Origin of the sequence: Sphingomonas cynarae, from assembly GCF_039537815.1 — a bacterium.
Taxonomy (GTDB): domain Bacteria; phylum Pseudomonadota; class Alphaproteobacteria; order Sphingomonadales; family Sphingomonadaceae; genus Sphingomonas; species Sphingomonas cynarae.
The window spans coordinates 467,051-486,203 of record NZ_BAABBF010000002.1 but is presented as its reverse complement, the minus strand read 5'-3'; the positions used below and the strand labels follow the sequence as shown (position 1 = coordinate 486,203).

Here is a 19,153-nt window from a genome sequence, read left to right as displayed (position 1 = left end):
CGGGCGGCCATGATCCGGACGCATTCCATGCCGATGCCGGTAAATTCGGCAAAACGATTGATCCATTACGTGCGGGTCGTAGGGTAAAAGGGATAATGGCCAGCGACCCAGTCCCGCCCCCTGCTTCGGCTCCGCCCCCGGCCAGTCCCGGCGTCCAACCCCGCGCCCGATCCGGTGGCGGCGACACCAGCCGGCTGTTCGGGGCGAACATCGAACATGCCGGCCTGCACAACCAGCGTGTCGTGCTCCACGCCATCCGTATCGCCGGTCGCTCGACCCGTGCCGCGATCGCCGAGGTGACGGGGCTGACGCCCGCCACCGTGGCGAACATCACCAACCGCCTGCTGGAGGAGGGGTATCTGGAGCGCGCCGGCCAGCGTCGCGGCGGGCGCGGGCAACCCGCGACCCGCCTCGTCATCCGCGCCGATGGTGCGTTCTCGATCGGCATCAACATCGATCGCGATCATCTGACGATGGTGGCGGCCGATTTCAGCGGCACGGTGCGCGCGCGCATCGGCCGCGACCTGCCCTTTCCGATGCCCGCCGACGTCCGCCGTTTCTTCCGGGACGAGGTCGGTCCCCTGCTCGACCGGGCCGCCATACCCGCCCAGGCGATCATGGGGATCGGCGTCGCCCTGCCCGACGATCTCGGCGCGGTCGATCTGCCCGGCCGGCCGGCGGGATATGAATGCTGGTCGTCCACCGACATCCCGGCGCTGTTCGACGGGGTATTCGACGAACCGAACGACATCCCCGTGCTGGTCGAGAACGATGCCGCGGCGGCGGCGATCGGTGAGATGCAGTTCGGGCTGGGGCAGCATTTCGCCAGTTTCTTCTATCTGCTCGTCACGTTCGGGCTGGGCGGCGGCGTCGTCGTCAATGCCCTGTACGATCGCGGCGCCGATGGCCGCAGCGGTGAAATCGGCTTCATGACGGTCGACGACGGCGCCGGCGGGCGAACCGCGTTGCAGAACATCGTCTCGCTCGCCGGGCTGAACCAGATGCTGGCCAATGCCGCTCCCGCCGGGGGCAGCCATGAACCCGGCACGACCGATCCCGCCGCACGCACGACCGTGGACCAATGGGTGGAGCGTGCTGCGCAGGCGCTGGTCCAGCCGTTGATCGCGGTCAACTGCCTGCTCAATCCGGGTGCCATCCTGATCGGCGGCCGCCTCCCGATCGAACTGGTTCACCGGCTGGCGCGGCGCACTGCCGACCTGATCGCCGCGCAGGGCAGCCATATCCCTGCCCTCGCCCCGATCGAGGCAGGCGCGCTGGCCGAGGATTCGCCGGCGGTCGGCGCCGCGCTGCTGCCGTTCGGCCATCTGATGCTGCCCGCCGACTCCTCGGCCATCCGCCAGCATGTCCGCGCCGTGCCCCCCGCCATGGCGAGCGCGTCCTGATACCGACAAGATTTCAAGAGGTTTTGATGAATCATGATCTGAAGCGCGCCGGCATTGCCGGCGTGGAACTGGGCGGCACCAAGTGCATCGTCGCGCTGGCCGACGCCGGACATGCGATCATCGACCAGCGATCGATTCCTACCACCTCCCCGACCGAGACGCTGGCGGGGATCGAGGCGGTGCTGGACGAATGGTGGCACGTTCGCGCCTTCGCCTCGCTGGGTGTCGCCTCGTTCGGCCCGGTGGACCTCGACCCGGCGTCGCCCGCTTATGGTCACATCACCTCGACCGCCAAGCCGGGCTGGCGCGATACGCCCGTCGCCGACCGTCTCGCCGCGCGCTATCCGGTTGCCGTGACGTTCGATACGGACGTGAACGGCGCCGCCCTGGCCGAAGGGCGATGGGGGGCCGCGCAGGGGCTGGACGACTATGCCTACATTACCGTGGGCACCGGCGTCGGCGTCGGCCTGATCGTCAACGGCCGTCCCACGCGGGGGCTGGGCCATTGCGAAGCCGGGCATATGCGGATCGCCCGTCTCGCCGGCGATGACTGGTCCGGCGCCTGCCCCTATCACGGCGACTGTGTAGAGGGGCTGGCCGCCGGCCCGGCCATCGCCGCACGGCTCGGTGGTCGGGGCGAACATCTGGCGGGCGATCATCCCGTCTGGCTGACCGTCGTCGACGCGCTGGCGCAGATGGCACAGGCGCTGGTGTCGGCCACCGGCCCGCGCCGGCTGCTGATCGGCGGCGGCGTGATCGCGCACCGCCCCTATCTGATCGATGCGATCGACCAGCGGTTGCGGGCGCTGATCGGCGATTACCTGCAACTGCCGCCGCGCGATGCCGGCTATGTCCGCGCGCCCGGTCTCGGCACCGCCGCCGGGCCGCTCGGCCCGATCGCACTGGCACTGTCAGGCGATAACGGCCGGGCAAAGCCGCTTGCTGAATAACGAAAGATGATGTCTTAATTCGGCAACCGCCGTGGTGCCATGGTATCGCGGGCAATCAAGAACGAATTCAGAGGGGATGGCATGATGGTCCGGAACAAGCGCGCGCGTTGGGGCACCGCGATGTCGGTGTTGACGATCGCGCTGGCCGCCCCGCCGTCGTCGGCGGCGGTGCCGGCCGATGGCGGGCCGTATAATGCCAGCTTCCTGCCCGGCGGGATCGGAATCGAACGACCGCTGCCGGGGGCGACCGGCCTCGCCGCCGCCGGGGCGCCATACAGCCTGACAAGCTGGGTTCGCGCCGATCGCGACATGGCCGGCATCGTCACGCTGATGGCGATCGGCGAGGGGCGGGCGCTGACGATCGATGACGGCCGTGTCGCCATTCATGATGGCCGGACGGTCGTTCGCGGTCCCGTGCTGGCGGCGGGCCGCTGGACGCATGTCGCAGCGGTGTCGGACGGGGGGGTGCTGACGCTCTATGTCGATGGTCGCCGGGTGGCCGGTGGTCGCGCCGCCTCGGCCGCGGTGACGCCGACGCTTGCGATTGCCCCCGCCCTGCCCGGCCGCCCGCATTTCGGTGGCACGCTGGTCGGTGCGGCGGTCCACGATACCGCCCTGTCCCCGGCGGAGGTCACCGCCGCCGTCCGCGCCCGCCCCGATTTCGAGGTCGTGCAGCTATGGCAGGTCGGCGTCGGCTGGCCGTTCCAGAAACAGGCGAACATCGGCCTCACCCGACAGCAGGACGCGTGGACGCTGCCGCAGTCGAAGGGCGGGGCCTTCACCGCCCCGGTCGCCAGACCGGTATCGACCGCGCCTGTGGTGCAGCCGATCGCGCCCGGCCGCTGGCAGATCAACGGCTGGCAACTCGCCGCCGCGCCCGAGGTGAAGGGCGATGGTGCCACCTTGTCCCGCCCCGGCATCCGTGCCGATGGCTGGCGGGCAGCGACCGTGCCCGGCACCGTACTGCAGACGCTGGTCGATCGTGGCGTCTATCCCGATCCCTATTACGGCCTCAACAACCTGAAGATTCCGGAAAGCCTGGCGCGGCAGGATTACTGGTACCGCACCAGCTTCACCGTGCCCCCGGCAGCGGCCGGCAAGCGGCTCACGATCATGTTCGGCGGCGTCAATTACGCGGCGGAGATGTGGGCGAACGGCCGCCGTCTGGGCGACACGCGCGGCGCCTTCATCCGGGGTCAGTTCGATTATCTGCCGGTCGCCGGTGAAAACGTGATCGCGGTGCGCGTGTCGCCGCCTCCGCATCCCGGCATCCCGCACGAACAGTCGGTGACGGCGGGGGTCGGCGAGAATGGCGGCCAGCTAGCCATCGACGGTCCCACCTTCGTCGCGACCGAGGGGTGGGACTGGATACCCGGTATCCGTGACCGCAACACCGGCCTGTGGCGTCCGGTCGAGCTGATCGCGCACGGTGACGTCCGCATCCTCGACCCGCATGTCGTCACCGACCTGCCGTTGCCGCGGACCGACCGCGCCGACATCTACGTCACCGTGCCGATCGAGAACACCGGTACCGCCAGACCGGTCACGGTCCGCGTGGCCTTTGCCGGCGTGACCGTCGACAAGACCGTCACCGCCCCCGCCGGCCGCAGCGAGATCGCGTTCACGCCCGCCGAATTCCGGCAGCTGCACGTCGCCGATCCCAAATTGTGGTGGCCCAACGGCTATGGCGACCCGTATCTGTACGACGTCACCTATCAGGTCAGCGACGCCGCCGGCCTGTCCGACAGCCGGCAGGACCGGTTCGGCATCCGCGAGGTAAGCTACGACCTGTCGCTGTTCGATGCCGGGGGGGCGCTACGCCGCGTCAACGTCCAGACCACCGACGGCGCATTGGCCGGGGCCAGGCTGATCGACGTCCGCCACGGGGCGATCAAGGAATCCCCGCGCGGCTGGGCGGAATCGCTGACCGCCGCCGGCACCACGTCGAAGGCGGTGACCGCGATCGACGAGGTGCTTCCCGAACCGCATCTGACCATCCGGGTCAACGGCGTGAAGATCGCCGCGCGCGGGGGCAACTGGGGCATGGACGACGCGATGAAGCGGGTCAGCTACGACTGGCTGAAACCGTTCTTCCGCCTTCAGAAGGAGGCGCACATGAACGTCATCCGCAACTGGATGGGCAATAACTCCGAAGAGGAGTTCTACGATCTCGCCGACGAGAACGGCATGATGATCCTGAACGATTTCTGGCAGTCGACCCAGAATTTCCAGATCGAGCCGGACGATGCCGGCCTGTTCCTCGCCAACGCGCGCGACACCATCGCCCGCTATCGCAACCACCCCTCGATCGTCCTGTGGTTCGGCCGCAACGAGGGCGTGCCCTATCCGGCGCTGAACGAGGGGCTGGACAAGGCGGTGTTCGAACTGGACGGCACCCGCTGGTTCACCGGCAGTTCGAACGTCGTGAACCTGCAAGGCTCCGGCCCCTATAACTACCGCCCGCCGGTCGGCTATTTCACCGATCTCGCCACCGGTTTCTCGGTGGAGACGGGCACGCCCTCGCTGTCCACCGCCGAATCCGTCGCCAGCTACACCCCCGCTGCCGATCGCTGGCCGCTGGGCGACGTGCTCGCCTATCACGACTGGCATTTCGCGGGGAACGGCGACACCAAGACGTTCATGCAGACGCTCGACACGATGTTCGGCGCGGGCAACAGCTTCGCCGATTTCGAGCGCAAGGCGCAGATGATGAACCTCGAAACGCACAAGGCGATGTACGAGGGGTATCAGGGGCACCTCTGGACCAAGAATTCCGGCCGGCTGCTGTGGATGACGCATCCCGCCTGGCCGTCGAACGCGTGGCAGATCTATTCGTGGGATTACGACACCCATGCCGCCTATTACGGTGCGAAGAAGGCGGTGGAGCCGCTCCACGTCCAGCTGAACCTACCCGGCAACGAACTGGTCGTGCTGAACACCACCCGCGCGGACGCCCGTGGCCTGACCGCGAAGGTGCGGGTCGTTGGGCTCGACAACGCCGACCTGTTCACCCGCACCGACCGGGTCGATGCGCTGGCCAACCGGGCCACGGCGCTGGCCGCCGTACCGCTCGACCGGCTGTTCGCCGCGCATCCGATGGTGCTGGTCAGCCTGACGCTGAACGATGCCGCCGGGCGGACGGTGTCGGAGAACTTCTACTGGCGCGGCCGCGACACCGCCGCCTATCGCGCCCTGAATGACCTGGCCCCCGCCATCCTCACGACACGCGCCACCGCCCCGGTCGTCGATGGCGAGGACAAGGCGATCACGGTGACGCTGGCGAACGACACCGGGGTGCCGGCCCTCAACGCGAAGCTGACGCTGGTCGATGCGGCGGGCAAGCGTATCCTGCCCGCCTATTACAGCGACAATTACGTCTCGCTCCTGCCGGGCGAGCGGAAGACGGTGACGGTCCGCTATCCCGCGACGGTCGAGGGTGTTCCCCGCCTGACCCTGCGCGGCTGGAACGTCGCGGGGGGATCGATCCCGACCGGCGGCGGCGATACTGTGGGTTAGGTGCCTGGTCCCGGCATCTGGTGGTGCGGGTCCGAGGTAGAGCCTTCTGACCCGTTCTGCCGTGTCTTGCGGATGGCTTCCGACCGAAGCCCCGGACGACCGCGCATGGGCGACGGACCCGATCGACTACGCGTCGAGGATATATCGTGTGTTGCGGTTCAGGACTGGCCGACCTTGCTGGCGTGGGAAGGGTTCAGAAGGCTGACCTGGTCCCGCGCGTGCATCGTAACGGTGCCGCGTAACGGTGCCGCAACCACCACCCATACACCGATCCAAATCAATAAGCATCGTGGCACAAGCAGCATCGGCGCGCCAAGCATCGGCCACGATAACCCAGACACTATCAACGAATTTGGCCTGCTGTAACCCGCACGCCAGTTTCCGGTTCTGATCGGATGAGAGGTGAAGGGAAAATGTGTCAAATTCGCCAGATACCGGAATTAAAAGCCTTGGCACATCCCCCTGCGCCACTCAAACCCGGCAGGGGGTGTCGCAAAGTTAGAGGCAATCAAAGTGAGCGATGGGCAATGCGCCGATCGCATCGGTTCAGCCTGATCACTGCTGCAATAAAACCGAAACCCAGTATGAACATCAGCCAGGTCGTAGGTTCGGGTATTGTCCCGACCTCGGAGAGAAAAAGTCCCGATTGTGAGGTAAGAGATACACCCTCTGGTAATTTGAAACTTAAGCTCGCCGTGTTACCAAATGCACCATAGCCAGGACCGTTCACAAATGATGCCATCGTTGAGGAGAAATTGAAGGTTGATGAACCTGGCATAAGGCGAATAGCCCCCTGAATCAGGTACATATCGTCAGAAATACGCTCTCCATTGATGTCGAAATCGTGATTTGACCAAAGGCTCTCTTCTGACTCACTATCTTTTGACGATATATAGTACTGAGTCTTGAACAAGGATAGGTAACGCTCGGATTCAAAAGATATGTCATAACCGAGGTCTACACGACCTGCCTGTCCACTAAACGCGACGCCATGGATTGCTATCTCGAAGTAAGCGAAATCATAGTCAGCGGCATTGAAGGTTATAACATCCCTGATAGTGGCAGAAGCTTGTGAGCTTGCCCTGTCATTTCCGGATACGGCGACGCCTAGCTGACCTCTGCTGACGGACGCCTTGGCGAATGCATCAGCACTGTAGAGCTTACCCTCAAAAACGTTATAGGCACTTGTACTTGCAGTAGCAAAATTGCCACTCGAGTCCTGGCTGGACCTCTCCGGGAATGTAACGAAACTTTGCGTTCGCGCACAAGCGTTTGGCAGTTCGCTCGTCGCATACTCACAAAGATCAGGAATCATTTTCTGCTCTGCAACGACTGGTGCCGCCTGAAGAGCAGCCAAAAGCCCCGCTGCCATAACGTAACGATTCATAAAAGACCCCCCCGGAATTCATTGGTCCTGCCGAATCAATGAGAGTTAGTCAATCTTATATTAATCCCATATTCGACCTTATGATCATACATTCCCATGAGATTTGTCTTTTATATTTATGGTCTTAGTTAAATCAGGCTTGGGCCTACTTCATCATATGCAAGGTAAACCACGGGCCGGCGCCATCTTCGATCGCTCGATGAAATCACAGAAGCGCCGAACAATCGGGTCAGTCCGACGATTGGCATTTGGTCTGGAAAGCCGTTTCAGACGACAAGTCAGGCTAGCTTGTCCAGAGGTGGATCAACGATCAACACGCACCAGACTTTCGGTCGCCGCCCGGTCCTAGACCATGTATCTATGGCCATCTTTAACACCGCTTCGAAGCATCAGAATGGTCAAAAGCGGCGCTGTGCCAGAGAAGGTCGTTAGATCACAGTCGGTCAGGAAGATGAATGGCGGAGAGGGTGGGATTCGAACCCACGGTACCCGTGAGGGCACGCCGCATTTCGAGTGCGGTACATTCGACCACTCTGCCACCTCTCCGCAGAAGGAACGGGCCGGTCGTGTGAACGACGGGCCGATCGGTCGAGGGCGGGCCTCTAGCCCAAGGAATCGCGTCGCACAAGCCTGTTGCGGCACGTCGTCGCAACGCTGATCGCTCCCGCGATTCGCGGCTCGGCTTGTTGGCCACCGCGACAGCGCCTAGATGATGGGGATGCCCCGTCACGTGCACCTTGATCGCCCCGCCCCGCCCCGTCCGCCGTCGACCGCGGCGGATCCGGTCGCCCCGCCGATCGCACATGCCCGGTTCACCATCGGCGATGTCGTGCGTCACCGCATGTTCGATTTCCGCGGCGTGATCTTCGACATCGATCCGGTCTTCGCCAATACCGACGAATGGTATGATGCGATCCCCGAGGGCATCCGGCCAAGCAAGGATCAGCCCTTCTACCACCTGCTCGCCGAGAATATCGAATCGAGCTACGTCGCCTATGTCAGCCAGCAGAATCTGGTGCCGGACGACAGCGACGAACCGATCGACCATCCCGCGATCCCCGGCCTGTTCACCGGCTTTGCCGACGGGCGCTACCGCCTGCGCGACGAACATCGCCACTAACCATCGCCGGGTGCCTGCGCGAGGTTGACAAGCGACGCCCCTTTGCCTAGCTGGCCCTTCTTCCCGCCGGGCCATTGTCCGGCGTGGACTATGTATTTTGGAAAGTGATGAGGGCCATGTTCGCAGTCGTGCGCACGGGCGGCAAGCAGTATCGCGTCGCCGCAGGAGACAAGATCGTCGTCGAGAAGATCGATGGTGACGCCGGTTCGTCCGTGACGCTGGGCGATGTCCTGCTCGCGGGCGAAGGGTCGGAAATGAAGTCGGTTGCCGGCCTGACGGTCGCCGCCGAGATCGTGGCGCAGGCGAAGGCTGAAAAGGTCATCGTCTTCAAGAAGCGTCGCCGTCACAATTATCGTCGTCGCAACGGCCATCGCCAGAACCATACGATCCTCAAGATCGTTTCGGTCGGCTGAGCGGCACGCGAACAGGAGTTATTCGACATGGCACATAAGAAAGCAGGCGGTTCGTCGCGCAACGGTCGTGACTCGGCCGGCCGTCGCCTCGGCGTCAAGAAGTTCGGCAGCCAGGAGTGCGTCGCCGGCAACATCCTCGTGCGTCAGCGCGGCACCAAATTCTATCCGGGCGCGAACGTCGGCATCGGCAAGGATCACACCTTGTTCGCGCTGGTCGATGGTCGCGTCGCGTTTGCCAAGGGCAAACTGGGCCGCAGCTATTGTTCGGTAGAGATTATGGCAGAGGCCGCCGAATAACATCGGACAACCGACCGGGTTGTCCACCAGGACGACCCGGTAGTTCCGGCAACGGAACCAGCCAGAAAAAGGGAGACGGGTCGCCCCGGCTCCCTTTTTTCTTGTGCTCCCTCCCCCGCCCGTTGTCGCCGTCCCGTCATCCCGGCGTGGCATGGCTGCGGGCGACGCGACGAGGAGAGGCAAGATGTTCGCGCGGACGCCAAGACTGACATTACGACCCGCCTGGCCAGAGGATGCCCCGGCGCTGACCGCGGCGATCGCCGACGAGCGCGTCTTGCGGATGCTGACGCGGGTGCCGCACCCCTATACGCTGGCGGATGCCGAAAGCTGGATCGCGCAGCCGCGCGGCGGCCACGACCCGCGCTTCGTCATCGTCGCGCATGATGGCGGCGAGCCACGGCTGATCGGCGGCATCGGTATCAGCGATGACGAGGGTGCCGCCAATCTCGGCTACTGGCTGACGCCCGCCGCCTGGGGTCAGGGCTATGCGACGGAGGCGGGGGGCGCCGTGGTCGAGATGGCCCGCCACGCGCTGCCGATCGACCGGCTGGAGGCATGGCATTTCGCCGACAACCCGGCATCGGGCCGTGTCCTGCGCCGGCTGGGCTTCCGTCCGACCGGGCGAACGCTGGCGAAGCGCTCCGTCGCCCGGCCCGAGGCGGCGCCCAGCATCGAATACACGCTCGACCTCGTGGAGGACGACCGGGCGCCGATGCCGATCGCGGCATAGCCTGTCCATCGCGCGCCCGGCGGAATCCGGGGTCCCACGGGGTGAGCCATCGTCATGACGGACGACGACTTTCCCGATCGGACCTCGCTCTTCCGCCGGGGCCACGCCTTGTCGGAATGCCGCGCCCCTCCCGCCCATTCCCGGCAGGAAGGAACAAACGGCGATGCCGGTCGATCCGGCCGACCTGTCCTACATGGCACGATCAGGCTACGACGGGACGATGTCGGGACAAGGATCGCCAACGATCCGCGCCCCGCCGCTCTTTCCACCGTCAACGCCCCCACGAATCACCCCTGTAGGATGGGACTTTCGTGACTTTCCGGTGTGACTTTCCGCCCTCGTCCGTGAAGGCGAATCGCCCTATGCCGCCTGCAACCGCCGGGCATCGGGTAGCAGCGCATCCTCATATTCGCTCTCGGCCAGCGCGATCAGTGAGCGGTCGTCATGCTTCCACGGATGGAAGCCGGGCAGGAAATAGCTGAACCACACCCCCGCCACCTTGCGCGCCATGCCGGGGCGGCCGAACGCGTACCACGCCAGTTTCGCCCACACCTTCGGCCCGGTCATCCCGTCCTGCCGCAACAGTTCCAGCATCCCCTTGCGCCGGCCCTGGAAGAACTTCCACGTGGTGATCAGCATCACCAGCGACTTCACCTTCCAGCGCCGCCACCGGCTCCAGTCGCGCGTCGCGTGCAGCCAGGTGTCGTAGGCGACGCCCTTGTGCTCGATCTCCTCGGCGGCATGCCATTGCCACAGCCCCGCCGCCTGCGCCTCGCCCCCCGCCAGATGGCGCGGATTGGCGATCAGCTCGTGTGCCAGCATCGCGGTGAAATGCTCCAGCGCCATCGTCGCGGCCAGATTGCCGATCGGGTGCCGCCCCTTGGTCAGCGCCAGCGCCTCGTCGACATGACGTTCCAGCAGCGTGACGTCATATCCTTGTGCGGTGACGTGCCGGTTGAAGGCGACATGCTCGCGGCTGTGGATCACCTCCTGCTTCACGAACGCCTGGATTTCGGCGTGCAGCTTGGGCGGCGTGCCGTCGCGGAACGCCTTCACGCTCTCGCAGAAATAGGCCTCACCCTTGGGAAAGGTCACCGACAGCGCGTTGTAGAAGGCGGTCGCGATCGGATCGTCGTTCAGCCAGTATCGCCCGAGCCGCGTGCCCCGGCCGAACCGCACGTCGCGTGGCGTGATCGTCAGGTCGGCGGGAGTGGTTGCCTTCGCCATAAACTTCTCCAAGGGTCACATCAGCGACATACCGTCGAATTACTTACACCGATGTAAATAAGGCCTGCTCTTTTCCATGTCAAACCGCCGTCGCCTGGCGCCCGAAGAATCGCGCACCGCCGCGCTGGATGCGGCGCGCGCGCTGCTGATCGAGGCGGGGCCGCAGGGCGTGACGCTCAAGGCGGTGGCAACGAGAATCGGGCGAACCCATGCCAATCTGCTCCACCATTTCGGCTCGGCCGGCGGCTTGCAACGGGCGCTGGCGGAACGGATGGCGGCGGATATCACCGCCACCATCGGCGCGGCGGTGCTGGCCGCGCGCGCCGGCACGCAGGACCCGCGGGCGATCGTCGACCTCACCTTCGACGCCTTCGACCGCGAAGGCGCGGGGGCGCTGGCCAGCTGGATGATCCTCACCGGCAACCATGATGCGCTCGGCCCGATTCTCCAGGCGATCCACGATCTGGTCGACCAGCTCGCCTCGGGCACCGGCATCGGTGCGCGGCCGATCGCGGAGGAGACGCTGCAACTGGTGCTGATGGCGCTGGGCGACGCGCTGCTCGGCGCGCCGATGGCCCGCGCGCTCGGCCTGTCGCGCACCCGGGCCCGCGAACTGGCGCTGGCGGCGCTGCTGGGGTCGGATGCCGCCCGCCAGCGAGAGGATGACGCGCCCGCCTCCACCGGGTAAGGGGGCGCCATGCATTTTCTCGACCAGGCCAAGATCTTCTGCCGCTCCGGTTCCGGCGGCCCCGGCGCCGTCAGCTTCCGGCGCGAAAAGTTCATCGAATATGGCGGCCCCGACGGCGGTAACGGCGGCAAGGGCGGCGACATCATCTTCGAGGCGGTCGCCGGCCTCAACACGCTGATCGACTTCCGCTACACCCAGCATTTCCGCGCCCCGCGCGGCTCGGGCGGGTCGGGCAGCAACCGCACCGGCGGCGGCGGCGACGATCTGGTCATCCGGGTGCCGGTCGGCACGCAGGTCCTGTCGGAGGACAAGGAAGAGGTACTGCTCGACTTCACCAAGGTCGGCCAGCGCGAGATATTCCTGCGCGGCGGCGACGGCGGTCGTGGCAATGCCAGCTACAAGACCTCGACCAACCGCACGCCGCGCCAGCACGGCACCGGCTGGCCCTGCGAGGAGGCATGGGTCTGGCTGCGGCTGAAGCTGCTGGCGGATGCCGGGCTCGTCGGCCTGCCCAATGCCGGCAAGTCCACCTTTATCAACACCGTCACCAATGCGCAGGCCAAGGTCGGCGAATATGCCTTCACCACCACCCGCCCGCAGCTCGGCGTGGTCCGCCACAAGCAGCGCGAATTCGTGATCGCCGACATCCCCGGCCTGATCGAGGGCGCGGCCGACGGCGCCGGCATCGGCGACCGGTTCCTCGGCCATATCGAACGGTGCCGGGTGCTGCTGCATCTGGTCGACGCCAATGACGACGACGTCACCGAAAGCTATCGCATCGTCCGCGCCGAACTGGAGAATTACGGCGGCGGTCTGGTCGACAAGCCGCACGTCGTCGCGCTCAACAAGATCGACACGCTCGACGACGAACTGATCGAGGCGCTGTCCGCCGAACTGGCCGAGGCATCGGGCACCGACGTCATCCCGCTGTCGGGCGCCAGCGGTATCGGCGTCGACTGGGTGCTGGACCAGTTGATCGAGGCGGTCGGCCCCGAAGCGGGTGCGGCGGTGGAGGACGATGGCGAGGAGGACCGGGTCGAATGGTCGCCGCTGTGATCGACGCTGTGATAGATGCCGTGACCGGTCGGCCATCGGCACGACGCGCGCCCCGCTGACGCGGCACGTCATGATCTTCAGGCCCCTGCTTGCCGGTGCGACGCTGTCGGAACGGCTGGTCGCGTCGGTCGGTGCGATGATCGCCATCGCGCTGACGATCGTGGTGTGCGCCGGGCTGCCGCTGGCCATGGCCGATCTGCCGATCATCGTCGCCCCGCTCGGCGCGTCGGCGGTGCTGGTGTTCGCGGTGCCCGCCAGTCCGCTGGCGCAACCATGGCCGGTCGTCGGCGGCAACGTCATCTCCACGCTGGTCGGCGTCGCCGTCTTCAACACCGTCTCCGATACCACGATCGCCGCGGGGGTCGCGGTCGGGGCGGCGATCCTGGTCATGTCGCTGTGCCGCTGCCTTCATCCGCCGGGGGGCGCCGCCGCGCTGACCGCGGTGATCGGCAGTCAGGGCATCCACGCGGCGGGCTATGCCTTCGCCTTCGCGCCCGTTGGGATCAACTCGATCGCGCTCGTCTCGATCGCGATGTTCGTCCACCGCGCCACCGCCCGCAATTATCCGCACGAACCCGTCGTCGCGCCGGCCGCACCGGGCCCGTCGCGGTTCGATCCGTCCGATCTCGATGCCGCACTCGCCGACATGCACGAAAGCTTCGACATCGCGCGTGACGATCTCGACGCGCTGCTCGCCCATGCCGAACGCCACGCCATGATCCGGTCCGCCGGGCGCGCGGCCGCCGATCGCCGGCCATGACCGTCATCCTCCAGTCAGGCAGCGCCCGTCCGTGACCCTCTTCGCCCCCGCCACCACCACCCGCCTCGTCGTCAAGGTCGGCTCGGCGCTGCTCGTCGATCCCGATGGCGGCGTCCGTCGCGACTGGCTGTCGACCTTGGTGGCCGACATCGCCGACCGTGCGGTGGCGGGGCAACAGGTGGTGATCGTGTCGTCGGGCGCGATCGCGCTCGGGGCGCGACGGCTCGGGTTGGCCAAGGGCGGCCGCGCCAGTCTGGAGGATGCGCAAGCCGCCGCCGCGACCGGACAGATCGTGTTGGCACAGGTGTGGAGCGAATTGCTCGGCGGCCACGATATTCCCGCAGCGCAGATGCTGGTGACGCTCGGCGATCTGGAGGACCGGCGGCGTTACCTGAATGCGGCGGCGACGCTGGGGCGGCTGGCCGGGCTGGGCGTGGTGCCGATCATCAACGAGAACGACAGCGTCGCGACCGAGGAAATCCGCTTCGGCGACAACGACCGGCTCGCCGCCCGGGTCGCGCAGGCCGCAGGTGCGCACGGCGTCGTGCTGCTGTCCGATGTCGACGGGCTGTACGACGCCAATCCCGCGCACGATCCCGCCGCGCGGCATATCCCGGTGATCGAGCGGGTCGACGCGGTCGCCGCGATGGCGGATGCGCGATCGGCCTCGGGCATGGGATCGGGCGGCATGGTATCGAAACTGGCCGCCGCGCGGATCGCGGTCGGCGCGGGCATCCCGCTCGCCATCGCCTCCGGCCGGGTCGACCGCCCCTTGTCGGGCGAGCGGCGGCACAGCCTGTTCGTCGCCGAACGTACCGCCCCCGCCCGCAAGGCGTGGCTTGCCGGCGGCCTGACGGCGGCGGGCGCGATCCATGTCGATGCCGGCGCGGCGGCAGCGCTGGCGGCGGGCAGCAGCCTGCTGGCGGCGGGTGCGACGGCGATCACGGGCGAATTCCTGCGCGGCGATCTGGTGACCGTGGAGGGACCGGCCGGCACGGTGGCGCGTGGCCTGTCCGAATATGACGCGGGCGAGGCGCGGCGGCTGCTCGGCCGGCGCAGCGACGAACAGGCCGCCATCCTCGGCTATGCCCCGCGCGCCGCGCTGGTCCATCGCAACCATCTGGCGCTGCTGTGATCCTCGCCGTCACCGGTGGCACCGGCTTCGTCGGCGGCGCGCTGATCCGCCACGCGGTGGCGGCGGGCCACGCTGTCCGCGCCCTCGCCCGCCGGCCACAGCCGGAACGGGACGGCGTGACGTGGATCGCCGGCGCACTGGACGATGCCGCCGCGCTCGACCGGCTGGTCGCGGGATCGGACGCGGTCGTGCATGTCGCCGGCATCGTCAACGCCCCCGATCGCGCCGGCTTCGCGGCCGGCAATGTCGAGGGCACGAGGGCCATCCTCGCCGCCGCCACCCGTGCCGGCTCCATGCCGTTCGTCCACGTCTCGTCCCTTGCCGCGCGGGAGCCGGACCTGTCGAACTATGGCTGGTCGAAGGCGGCGGCGGAACGGCTGGTCGCGGCATCGTCGCTACCCTGGTCGATCGTCCGTCCCCCCGGCATCTACGGGCCGGGCGACATGGACCAGCTCGACCTGTTCCGGATGGCGCGCTGGGGCCTCGCGCTGCTGCCGCCGCCGGGCCGGCTGTCGGTGATCCATGTCGACGATCTCGCCCGGCTGCTGCTGGCGCTGGCGACCGGACCCGCCACCCGCGCGATCCACGAGGCGGACGACGGATCGGGCGGCATGACCCATGCCGATTTCGCGAACGGCATCGGCGCGGCGGTGGGACGGCGGGTACTGCCGCTGCCGCTGCCGCGCGCGCTGTTGTCGCTGGCGGCGCGGCTGGACCGGCGCTGGCGGGGGGATGCCGCAAGGCTGACCGCCGACCGGGTCGCCTATTTCTGCCATCCCGACTGGACGATCGATCCCGCCCGCCGCCCGCCATCCGCGATCTGGGCTCCGCAGGTCGAAACCCGCGCCGGGATGGCGGATACCGCACGGTGGTATCGCGCCCAAGGATTGCTATAGCCGCCGCAACGCCGCCGCATTCAGCGCCTAGGGAATTGTCATGAGCGACCGCCAGAGCATCTTCGACACCGTCACCGCCCAGATCGAACCCTTCAACAAAAAAGGCGTGGCGCTGACCGACGCCACCACTTTCCAGGGCGATCTGGAATGGGATAGCCTGACTGTCATGGATTTCGTCGCGGCGATCGAGGACGAGTTCGACATCATCATCACGATGAACATGCAGGCGGAAATCGAGAATGTCGGCCAGCTGGTCGATGCCGTCGCGACGCTGAAGGGCGACCGATGACCGAAACCGGATTGCAGGCAGAGGCGGTGTCGCTCGATCCATCGCCGGTCGCCCCCGAACGCGACCTGATGGGCAAGTTCGACCGGCTGATCGCGGAACGGCAGGCGCTGCTCGACAGCGGCGTCATCGATCCGTTCGCGATCGTGATGGACGAGGTCCGCTCCCCCACGGAGGCGGTGATCGGCGGGCGCGAGACGATCCTGCTCGGCACCTATAATTACATGGGCATGACGTTCGACCCGGACGTGATCGCCGCCGGCCACGCCGCGCTCGACGCGTTCGGATCGGGCACCAACGGCAGCCGGATGCTGAACGGCACCTTCCGCGACCATATGGAAGCCGAAGATGCGCTGCGCGACTTCTACGGCATGTCGGGCGCGATCGTGTTCTCGACCGGCTACATGGCCAATCTCGGCATGATCTCGACGTTGGCGGCGAAGGGTGAATATGTCATCCTCGACGCCGACAGCCACGCCTCGATCTATGACGGCTGCGCGCAGGGCAATGCGGAGATCGTCCGCTTCCGCCACAATTCGGTCGAGGATCTCGACAAGCGGCTCGGTCGCCTGCCCAGGGAGCCGGGCAAGCTGGTGGTGCTGGAGGGCGTCTATTCGATGCTGGGCGACATCGCTCCGCTGAAGGAGATGGTCGCCGTCGCCAAGAAGCACGGCGCGATGGTGCTGTCCGACGAGGCGCACTCGATGGGCTTCTACGGCCCCAATGGCCGCGGCGTGTACGAGGCGCAGGGGCTGGAGGGGCAGGTCGATTTCGTTATCGGCACCTTCTCCAAGTCGGTCGGCACGGTCGGCGGTTTCTGCGTGTCGAACCACCCCAAGTTCGAGGCGATCCGTCTTGCCTGCCGCCCCTATATCTTTACCGCCAGCCTGCCGCCGTCGGTGGTGGCGACCGCCGCCGCCTCGATCCGCAAGCTGGCGACCGCGCACGACAAGCGCGAACGGTTGTGGGCCAATGCCCGTGCGCTTCACGGCGGGCTGAAGGCGAAGGGATTCCGCCTCGGCACCGATACGCCCGACAGCGCGATCATCGCGGTGATCCTCGACGATCAGGTTCAGGCGGTGGCGATGTGGCAGGCGCTGCTGGAGGCGGGATTGTACGTCAACATGGCACGTCCGCCCGCTACGCCGGCGGGCACCTTCCTGTTGCGCTGCTCGCTGTGCGCCGAACATACGCCCGACCAGATCGCCCGTGTCCTCGCCCTGTTCGACGAGGCCGGTCGCGCGCTGGGCGTGATCGCATAACGATGTCCATTGTCCATACGCCCCGACTTTTCCGGGGGACGATATTGGAGTAGGCCGGTTCAGTGGAATATGATGGCGAAAGGGACGCACCGGCAGGCGCCGCATGGTGGCGCACCGTCACCGTCATCGTGCTTGCCTTGGCCGCCGCCATCGTTCTCGTCGGCCTGATCGTCACCCTGGGCGGTGCCAATCGCGAGCGGGATCGCGCGCTGACGCTGCAACGCCACAGCTACGACGTGATGATCCTCGCCCGCACCTTGTCCGCCACCATCGCCCGGTCGGAGGCGTCGCTCGGCCGCTATGTCATCTCCAGCGACCGGTCGCAGGGCCAGTTGTATTTCGAGGGGTGGACGCTGGCCGGCTCGCAGATCGACCGGCTCCATCAACTGACTATCGACAATGCGGATCAGGACCCGGCGATCGATCGCCTGCGCGCCGCCTATCAGGCACGCGGTGAGGAACTGTCGATCACCGCCCTGTCCACCCGCTACGGCAAGAACAAGCAGGCGCTGGCGCGGTTCAACCTGTTGCGTAATGCCGCTTCACTGGTCGCGATCGACCGCGAACTGGACGGCATCATGGTCCGCGAACGCCGCCTGCTGGAGGATCGGGTCAGTCGCGCGACCGACTCGGTCGAACGATCCAGCCGCATCGCCGGCGTGTTGGCGGTGTTCGGCGTGTTGCTGGTGCTGGGCGCAGTGATGCTCGGCTGGATGAGCATGACCGCGGTCGAGGAACGCATCCGCGCGCGGGCCGATGCCGATGCCGCGCGCGAACGGGCGGAGGCGCTGGCGGCGGCGGTGACGGATGCGACCGCCGAGTTGCGCGTGCAGGAAGCCAAGCTGCGTCAGGTGCAGAAGATGGAGGCGGTCGGCCAGTTGACCGGCGGCATCGCGCACGATTTCAACAATATGCTCGCAGTCGTCCTGGGTGGGCTGGAACTGGCGCGGCGTCATGTCGATGGCGGGCGTGCCGGGCTGCTGCGCCACCTCGACAGTGCGATGGACGGGGCAAACCGCGCCGCCGCGCTGACCCGCCGCCTGCTGGTGTTCAGCCGCGAAGAGGCGCTGAAGCCCGAACCGATCGCGATCGGTGCCTTGATCGCGGACATGTCCGACCTGCTCGACCGGACGTTGGGCGATGGCATCACGATCGAGGTGCATCATGCCGCTGCGGACTGGCTGGTCCGGGCGGATCGGGTGCAGCTCGAGAACGTGTTGCTCAACCTGTGCGTCAACGCGCGCGATGCACTGGACGGTCGTGGCACGATCCGCATCGGCACCGCCGCGCGGACACTGGGGGAGGGCGAACTGATGCATGGTGCGGCGGGCGATCATATCAGCCTGTCGGTTGCCGACGATGGCTGCGGCATGGCGCCGGAGGTTGCGGAACGGGCATTCGAACCCTTCTTCACCACCAAGGAATCGGGCAAGGGCACCGGTCTCGGCCTCAGCCAGATCTTTGCCTTCGTGCGGCAGCAGGACGGCGACATCGTGATCGACACCGCGCCGGGCCGGGGCACCACCGTGACGCTGTATCTGCCGCGAGACCGCTCGTCCGACATCGCCGCCACGCATGACGAGGCGCCGGCCCTGCCCGACCGGCAGCGCGACGGCCTGGACATTCTGGTGGTGGAGGACGACCCCCGGGTGCTGGCGGCCACGGTCGATGCGCTGGTCGAGCTCGGCCACCGCGTGGTGCCGTGCAACGATCCCCTCGCCGCCCCGACGCTGCTCGACGCGCATCCCGATATCGACCTCCTCCTGTCCGATGTGCTGATGCCGAACCAGACGGGACCGGAAATGGTCGCCGGCCTGCGCCACCGGCATCCGCACGTTGCCGTCCTGTTCGTCACCGGCTTCGCGGGTGAGGCGGGAGCGGTCGACCTGGCCGGGCATTTCGTCCTGCGCAAACCGTTCACGCTCGCCCGCCTGGAACAGGCACTGGCGGAGGCGACGCACGGCCAGCGCCGTCCGCCGGAGGGTATCGCCGCCTGAACCGTGGAACGGCTCGCTTTTTCACCTGAC

Annotated in this window: 18 protein-coding genes and 1 tRNA gene; 16 read left to right on the top strand and 3 right to left on the bottom strand. The window is 66.8% G+C overall.

Annotation, left to right across the window (positions count from 1 at the left end; genetic code table 11):
• Positions 1–95: 95 nt before the first annotated feature.
• The 4 genes from ABD719_RS05635 to ABD719_RS05620 all read left to right on the top strand — a co-directional run bounded on the left by ABD719_RS05635 (position 96) and on the right by ABD719_RS05620 (position 6,235).
• Positions 96–1,403, top strand: a complete 1,308-nt coding sequence (locus tag ABD719_RS05635) for an ROK family transcriptional regulator (protein ID WP_344692389.1) — start codon at positions 96–98, stop codon at positions 1,401–1,403.
• A 26-nt stretch (positions 1,404–1,429) separates the two neighbouring features.
• On the top strand, positions 1,430–2,353 hold the full coding sequence (locus ABD719_RS05630; protein WP_344692388.1) for an ROK family protein: 924 nt from the start codon (positions 1,430–1,432) through the stop codon (positions 2,351–2,353).
• 81 nt (positions 2,354–2,434) lie between these two features.
• Positions 2,435–5,869 carry a glycosyl hydrolase 2 galactose-binding domain-containing protein gene (locus ABD719_RS05625; protein WP_344692387.1) on the top strand — a complete coding sequence of 1,145 codons (3,435 nt, stop codon included), beginning with the start codon at positions 2,435–2,437 and terminating at the stop codon, positions 5,867–5,869.
• Positions 5,870–5,974: 105 nt separating this feature from the next.
• Positions 5,975–6,235 carry a hypothetical protein gene (locus ABD719_RS05620; protein WP_344692386.1) on the top strand — a complete coding sequence of 87 codons (261 nt, stop codon included), beginning with the start codon at positions 5,975–5,977 and terminating at the stop codon, positions 6,233–6,235.
• A 142-nt stretch (positions 6,236–6,377) separates the two neighbouring features.
• Here ABD719_RS05620 and ABD719_RS05615 read toward each other — a convergent pair whose 3' ends face one another.
• Positions 6,378–7,256 carry a PEP-CTERM sorting domain-containing protein gene (locus tag ABD719_RS05615; protein ID WP_344692385.1) on the bottom strand — a complete coding sequence of 293 codons (879 nt, stop codon included), beginning with the start codon at positions 7,254–7,256 and terminating at the stop codon, positions 6,378–6,380.
• Between the two features lie 456 nt (positions 7,257–7,712).
• A tRNA-Ser gene (locus tag ABD719_RS05610) sits at positions 7,713–7,802 on the bottom strand.
• A gap of 166 nt (positions 7,803–7,968) precedes the next feature.
• Between ABD719_RS05610 and hspQ the strand changes: the two genes are divergently transcribed.
• The 4 genes from hspQ (at position 7,969) to ABD719_RS05590 (ending at position 9,816) form a co-directional block, all read left to right on the top strand.
• The gene (gene hspQ / locus ABD719_RS05605) at positions 7,969–8,376 is read left to right on the top strand and encodes a heat shock protein HspQ (RefSeq protein WP_344692589.1); all 408 of its coding nucleotides are present in this window, start codon (positions 7,969–7,971) and stop codon (positions 8,374–8,376) included.
• A gap of 116 nt (positions 8,377–8,492) precedes the next feature.
• On the top strand, positions 8,493–8,789 hold the full coding sequence (gene rplU / locus ABD719_RS05600; protein ID WP_192126353.1) for a 50S ribosomal protein L21: 297 nt from the start codon (positions 8,493–8,495) through the stop codon (positions 8,787–8,789).
• Positions 8,790–8,816: 27 nt separating this feature from the next.
• A complete protein-coding gene (rpmA, locus tag ABD719_RS05595) occupies positions 8,817–9,086 on the top strand; it encodes a 50S ribosomal protein L27 (RefSeq protein ID WP_056531103.1) in 270 nt (89 codons plus the stop codon).
• Between the two features lie 184 nt (positions 9,087–9,270).
• Positions 9,271–9,816 carry a GNAT family N-acetyltransferase gene (locus ABD719_RS05590; protein WP_344692384.1) on the top strand — a complete coding sequence of 182 codons (546 nt, stop codon included), beginning with the start codon at positions 9,271–9,273 and terminating at the stop codon, positions 9,814–9,816.
• Positions 9,817–10,176: 360 nt separating this feature from the next.
• On the opposite strand, the gene ABD719_RS05585 is transcribed toward ABD719_RS05590, so the two are convergent.
• Positions 10,177–11,043 carry a metal-dependent hydrolase gene (locus tag ABD719_RS05585; RefSeq protein ID WP_344692383.1) on the bottom strand — a complete coding sequence of 289 codons (867 nt, stop codon included), beginning with the start codon at positions 11,041–11,043 and terminating at the stop codon, positions 10,177–10,179.
• 76 nt (positions 11,044–11,119) lie between these two features.
• Between ABD719_RS05585 and ABD719_RS05580 the strand changes: the two genes are divergently transcribed.
• The 8 genes from ABD719_RS05580 (at position 11,120) to ABD719_RS05545 (ending at position 19,123) form a co-directional block, all read left to right on the top strand.
• Complete coding sequence (locus ABD719_RS05580; RefSeq protein ID WP_344692382.1) at positions 11,120–11,731, top strand: TetR/AcrR family transcriptional regulator; 612 nt, start codon at positions 11,120–11,122, stop codon at positions 11,729–11,731.
• 9 nt (positions 11,732–11,740) lie between these two features.
• On the top strand, positions 11,741–12,787 hold the full coding sequence (obgE, locus tag ABD719_RS05575) for a GTPase ObgE (RefSeq protein ID WP_344692381.1): 1,047 nt from the start codon (positions 11,741–11,743) through the stop codon (positions 12,785–12,787).
• A gap of 70 nt (positions 12,788–12,857) precedes the next feature.
• Positions 12,858–13,547 (top strand): HPP family protein, encoded by a 690-nt coding sequence (locus ABD719_RS05570; protein WP_344692380.1) that lies wholly within the window; start codon positions 12,858–12,860, stop codon positions 13,545–13,547.
• Between the two features lie 31 nt (positions 13,548–13,578).
• Positions 13,579–14,682, top strand: a complete 1,104-nt coding sequence (proB, locus tag ABD719_RS05565; RefSeq protein ID WP_344692379.1) for a glutamate 5-kinase — start codon at positions 13,579–13,581, stop codon at positions 14,680–14,682.
• Complete coding sequence (locus tag ABD719_RS05560) at positions 14,679–15,578, top strand: NAD-dependent epimerase/dehydratase family protein (protein WP_344692377.1); 900 nt, start codon at positions 14,679–14,681, stop codon at positions 15,576–15,578. The genes proB and ABD719_RS05560 overlap by 4 nt, the downstream gene beginning before the upstream one ends.
• 40 nt (positions 15,579–15,618) lie before the next feature.
• Entirely contained in the window at positions 15,619–15,867 is a 249-nt protein-coding gene (locus tag ABD719_RS05555) for an acyl carrier protein (RefSeq protein ID WP_192126362.1), read from the top strand.
• Complete coding sequence (gene spt / locus ABD719_RS05550) at positions 15,864–17,126, top strand: serine palmitoyltransferase (protein ID WP_344692376.1); 1,263 nt, start codon at positions 15,864–15,866, stop codon at positions 17,124–17,126. Before ABD719_RS05555 ends, spt begins: the two co-directional genes overlap by 4 nt.
• 62 nt (positions 17,127–17,188) lie before the next feature.
• Positions 17,189–19,123 (top strand): ATP-binding protein, encoded by a 1,935-nt coding sequence (locus ABD719_RS05545; RefSeq protein WP_344692374.1) that lies wholly within the window; start codon positions 17,189–17,191, stop codon positions 19,121–19,123.
• The last annotated feature ends 30 nt before the right edge of the window (positions 19,124–19,153 follow it).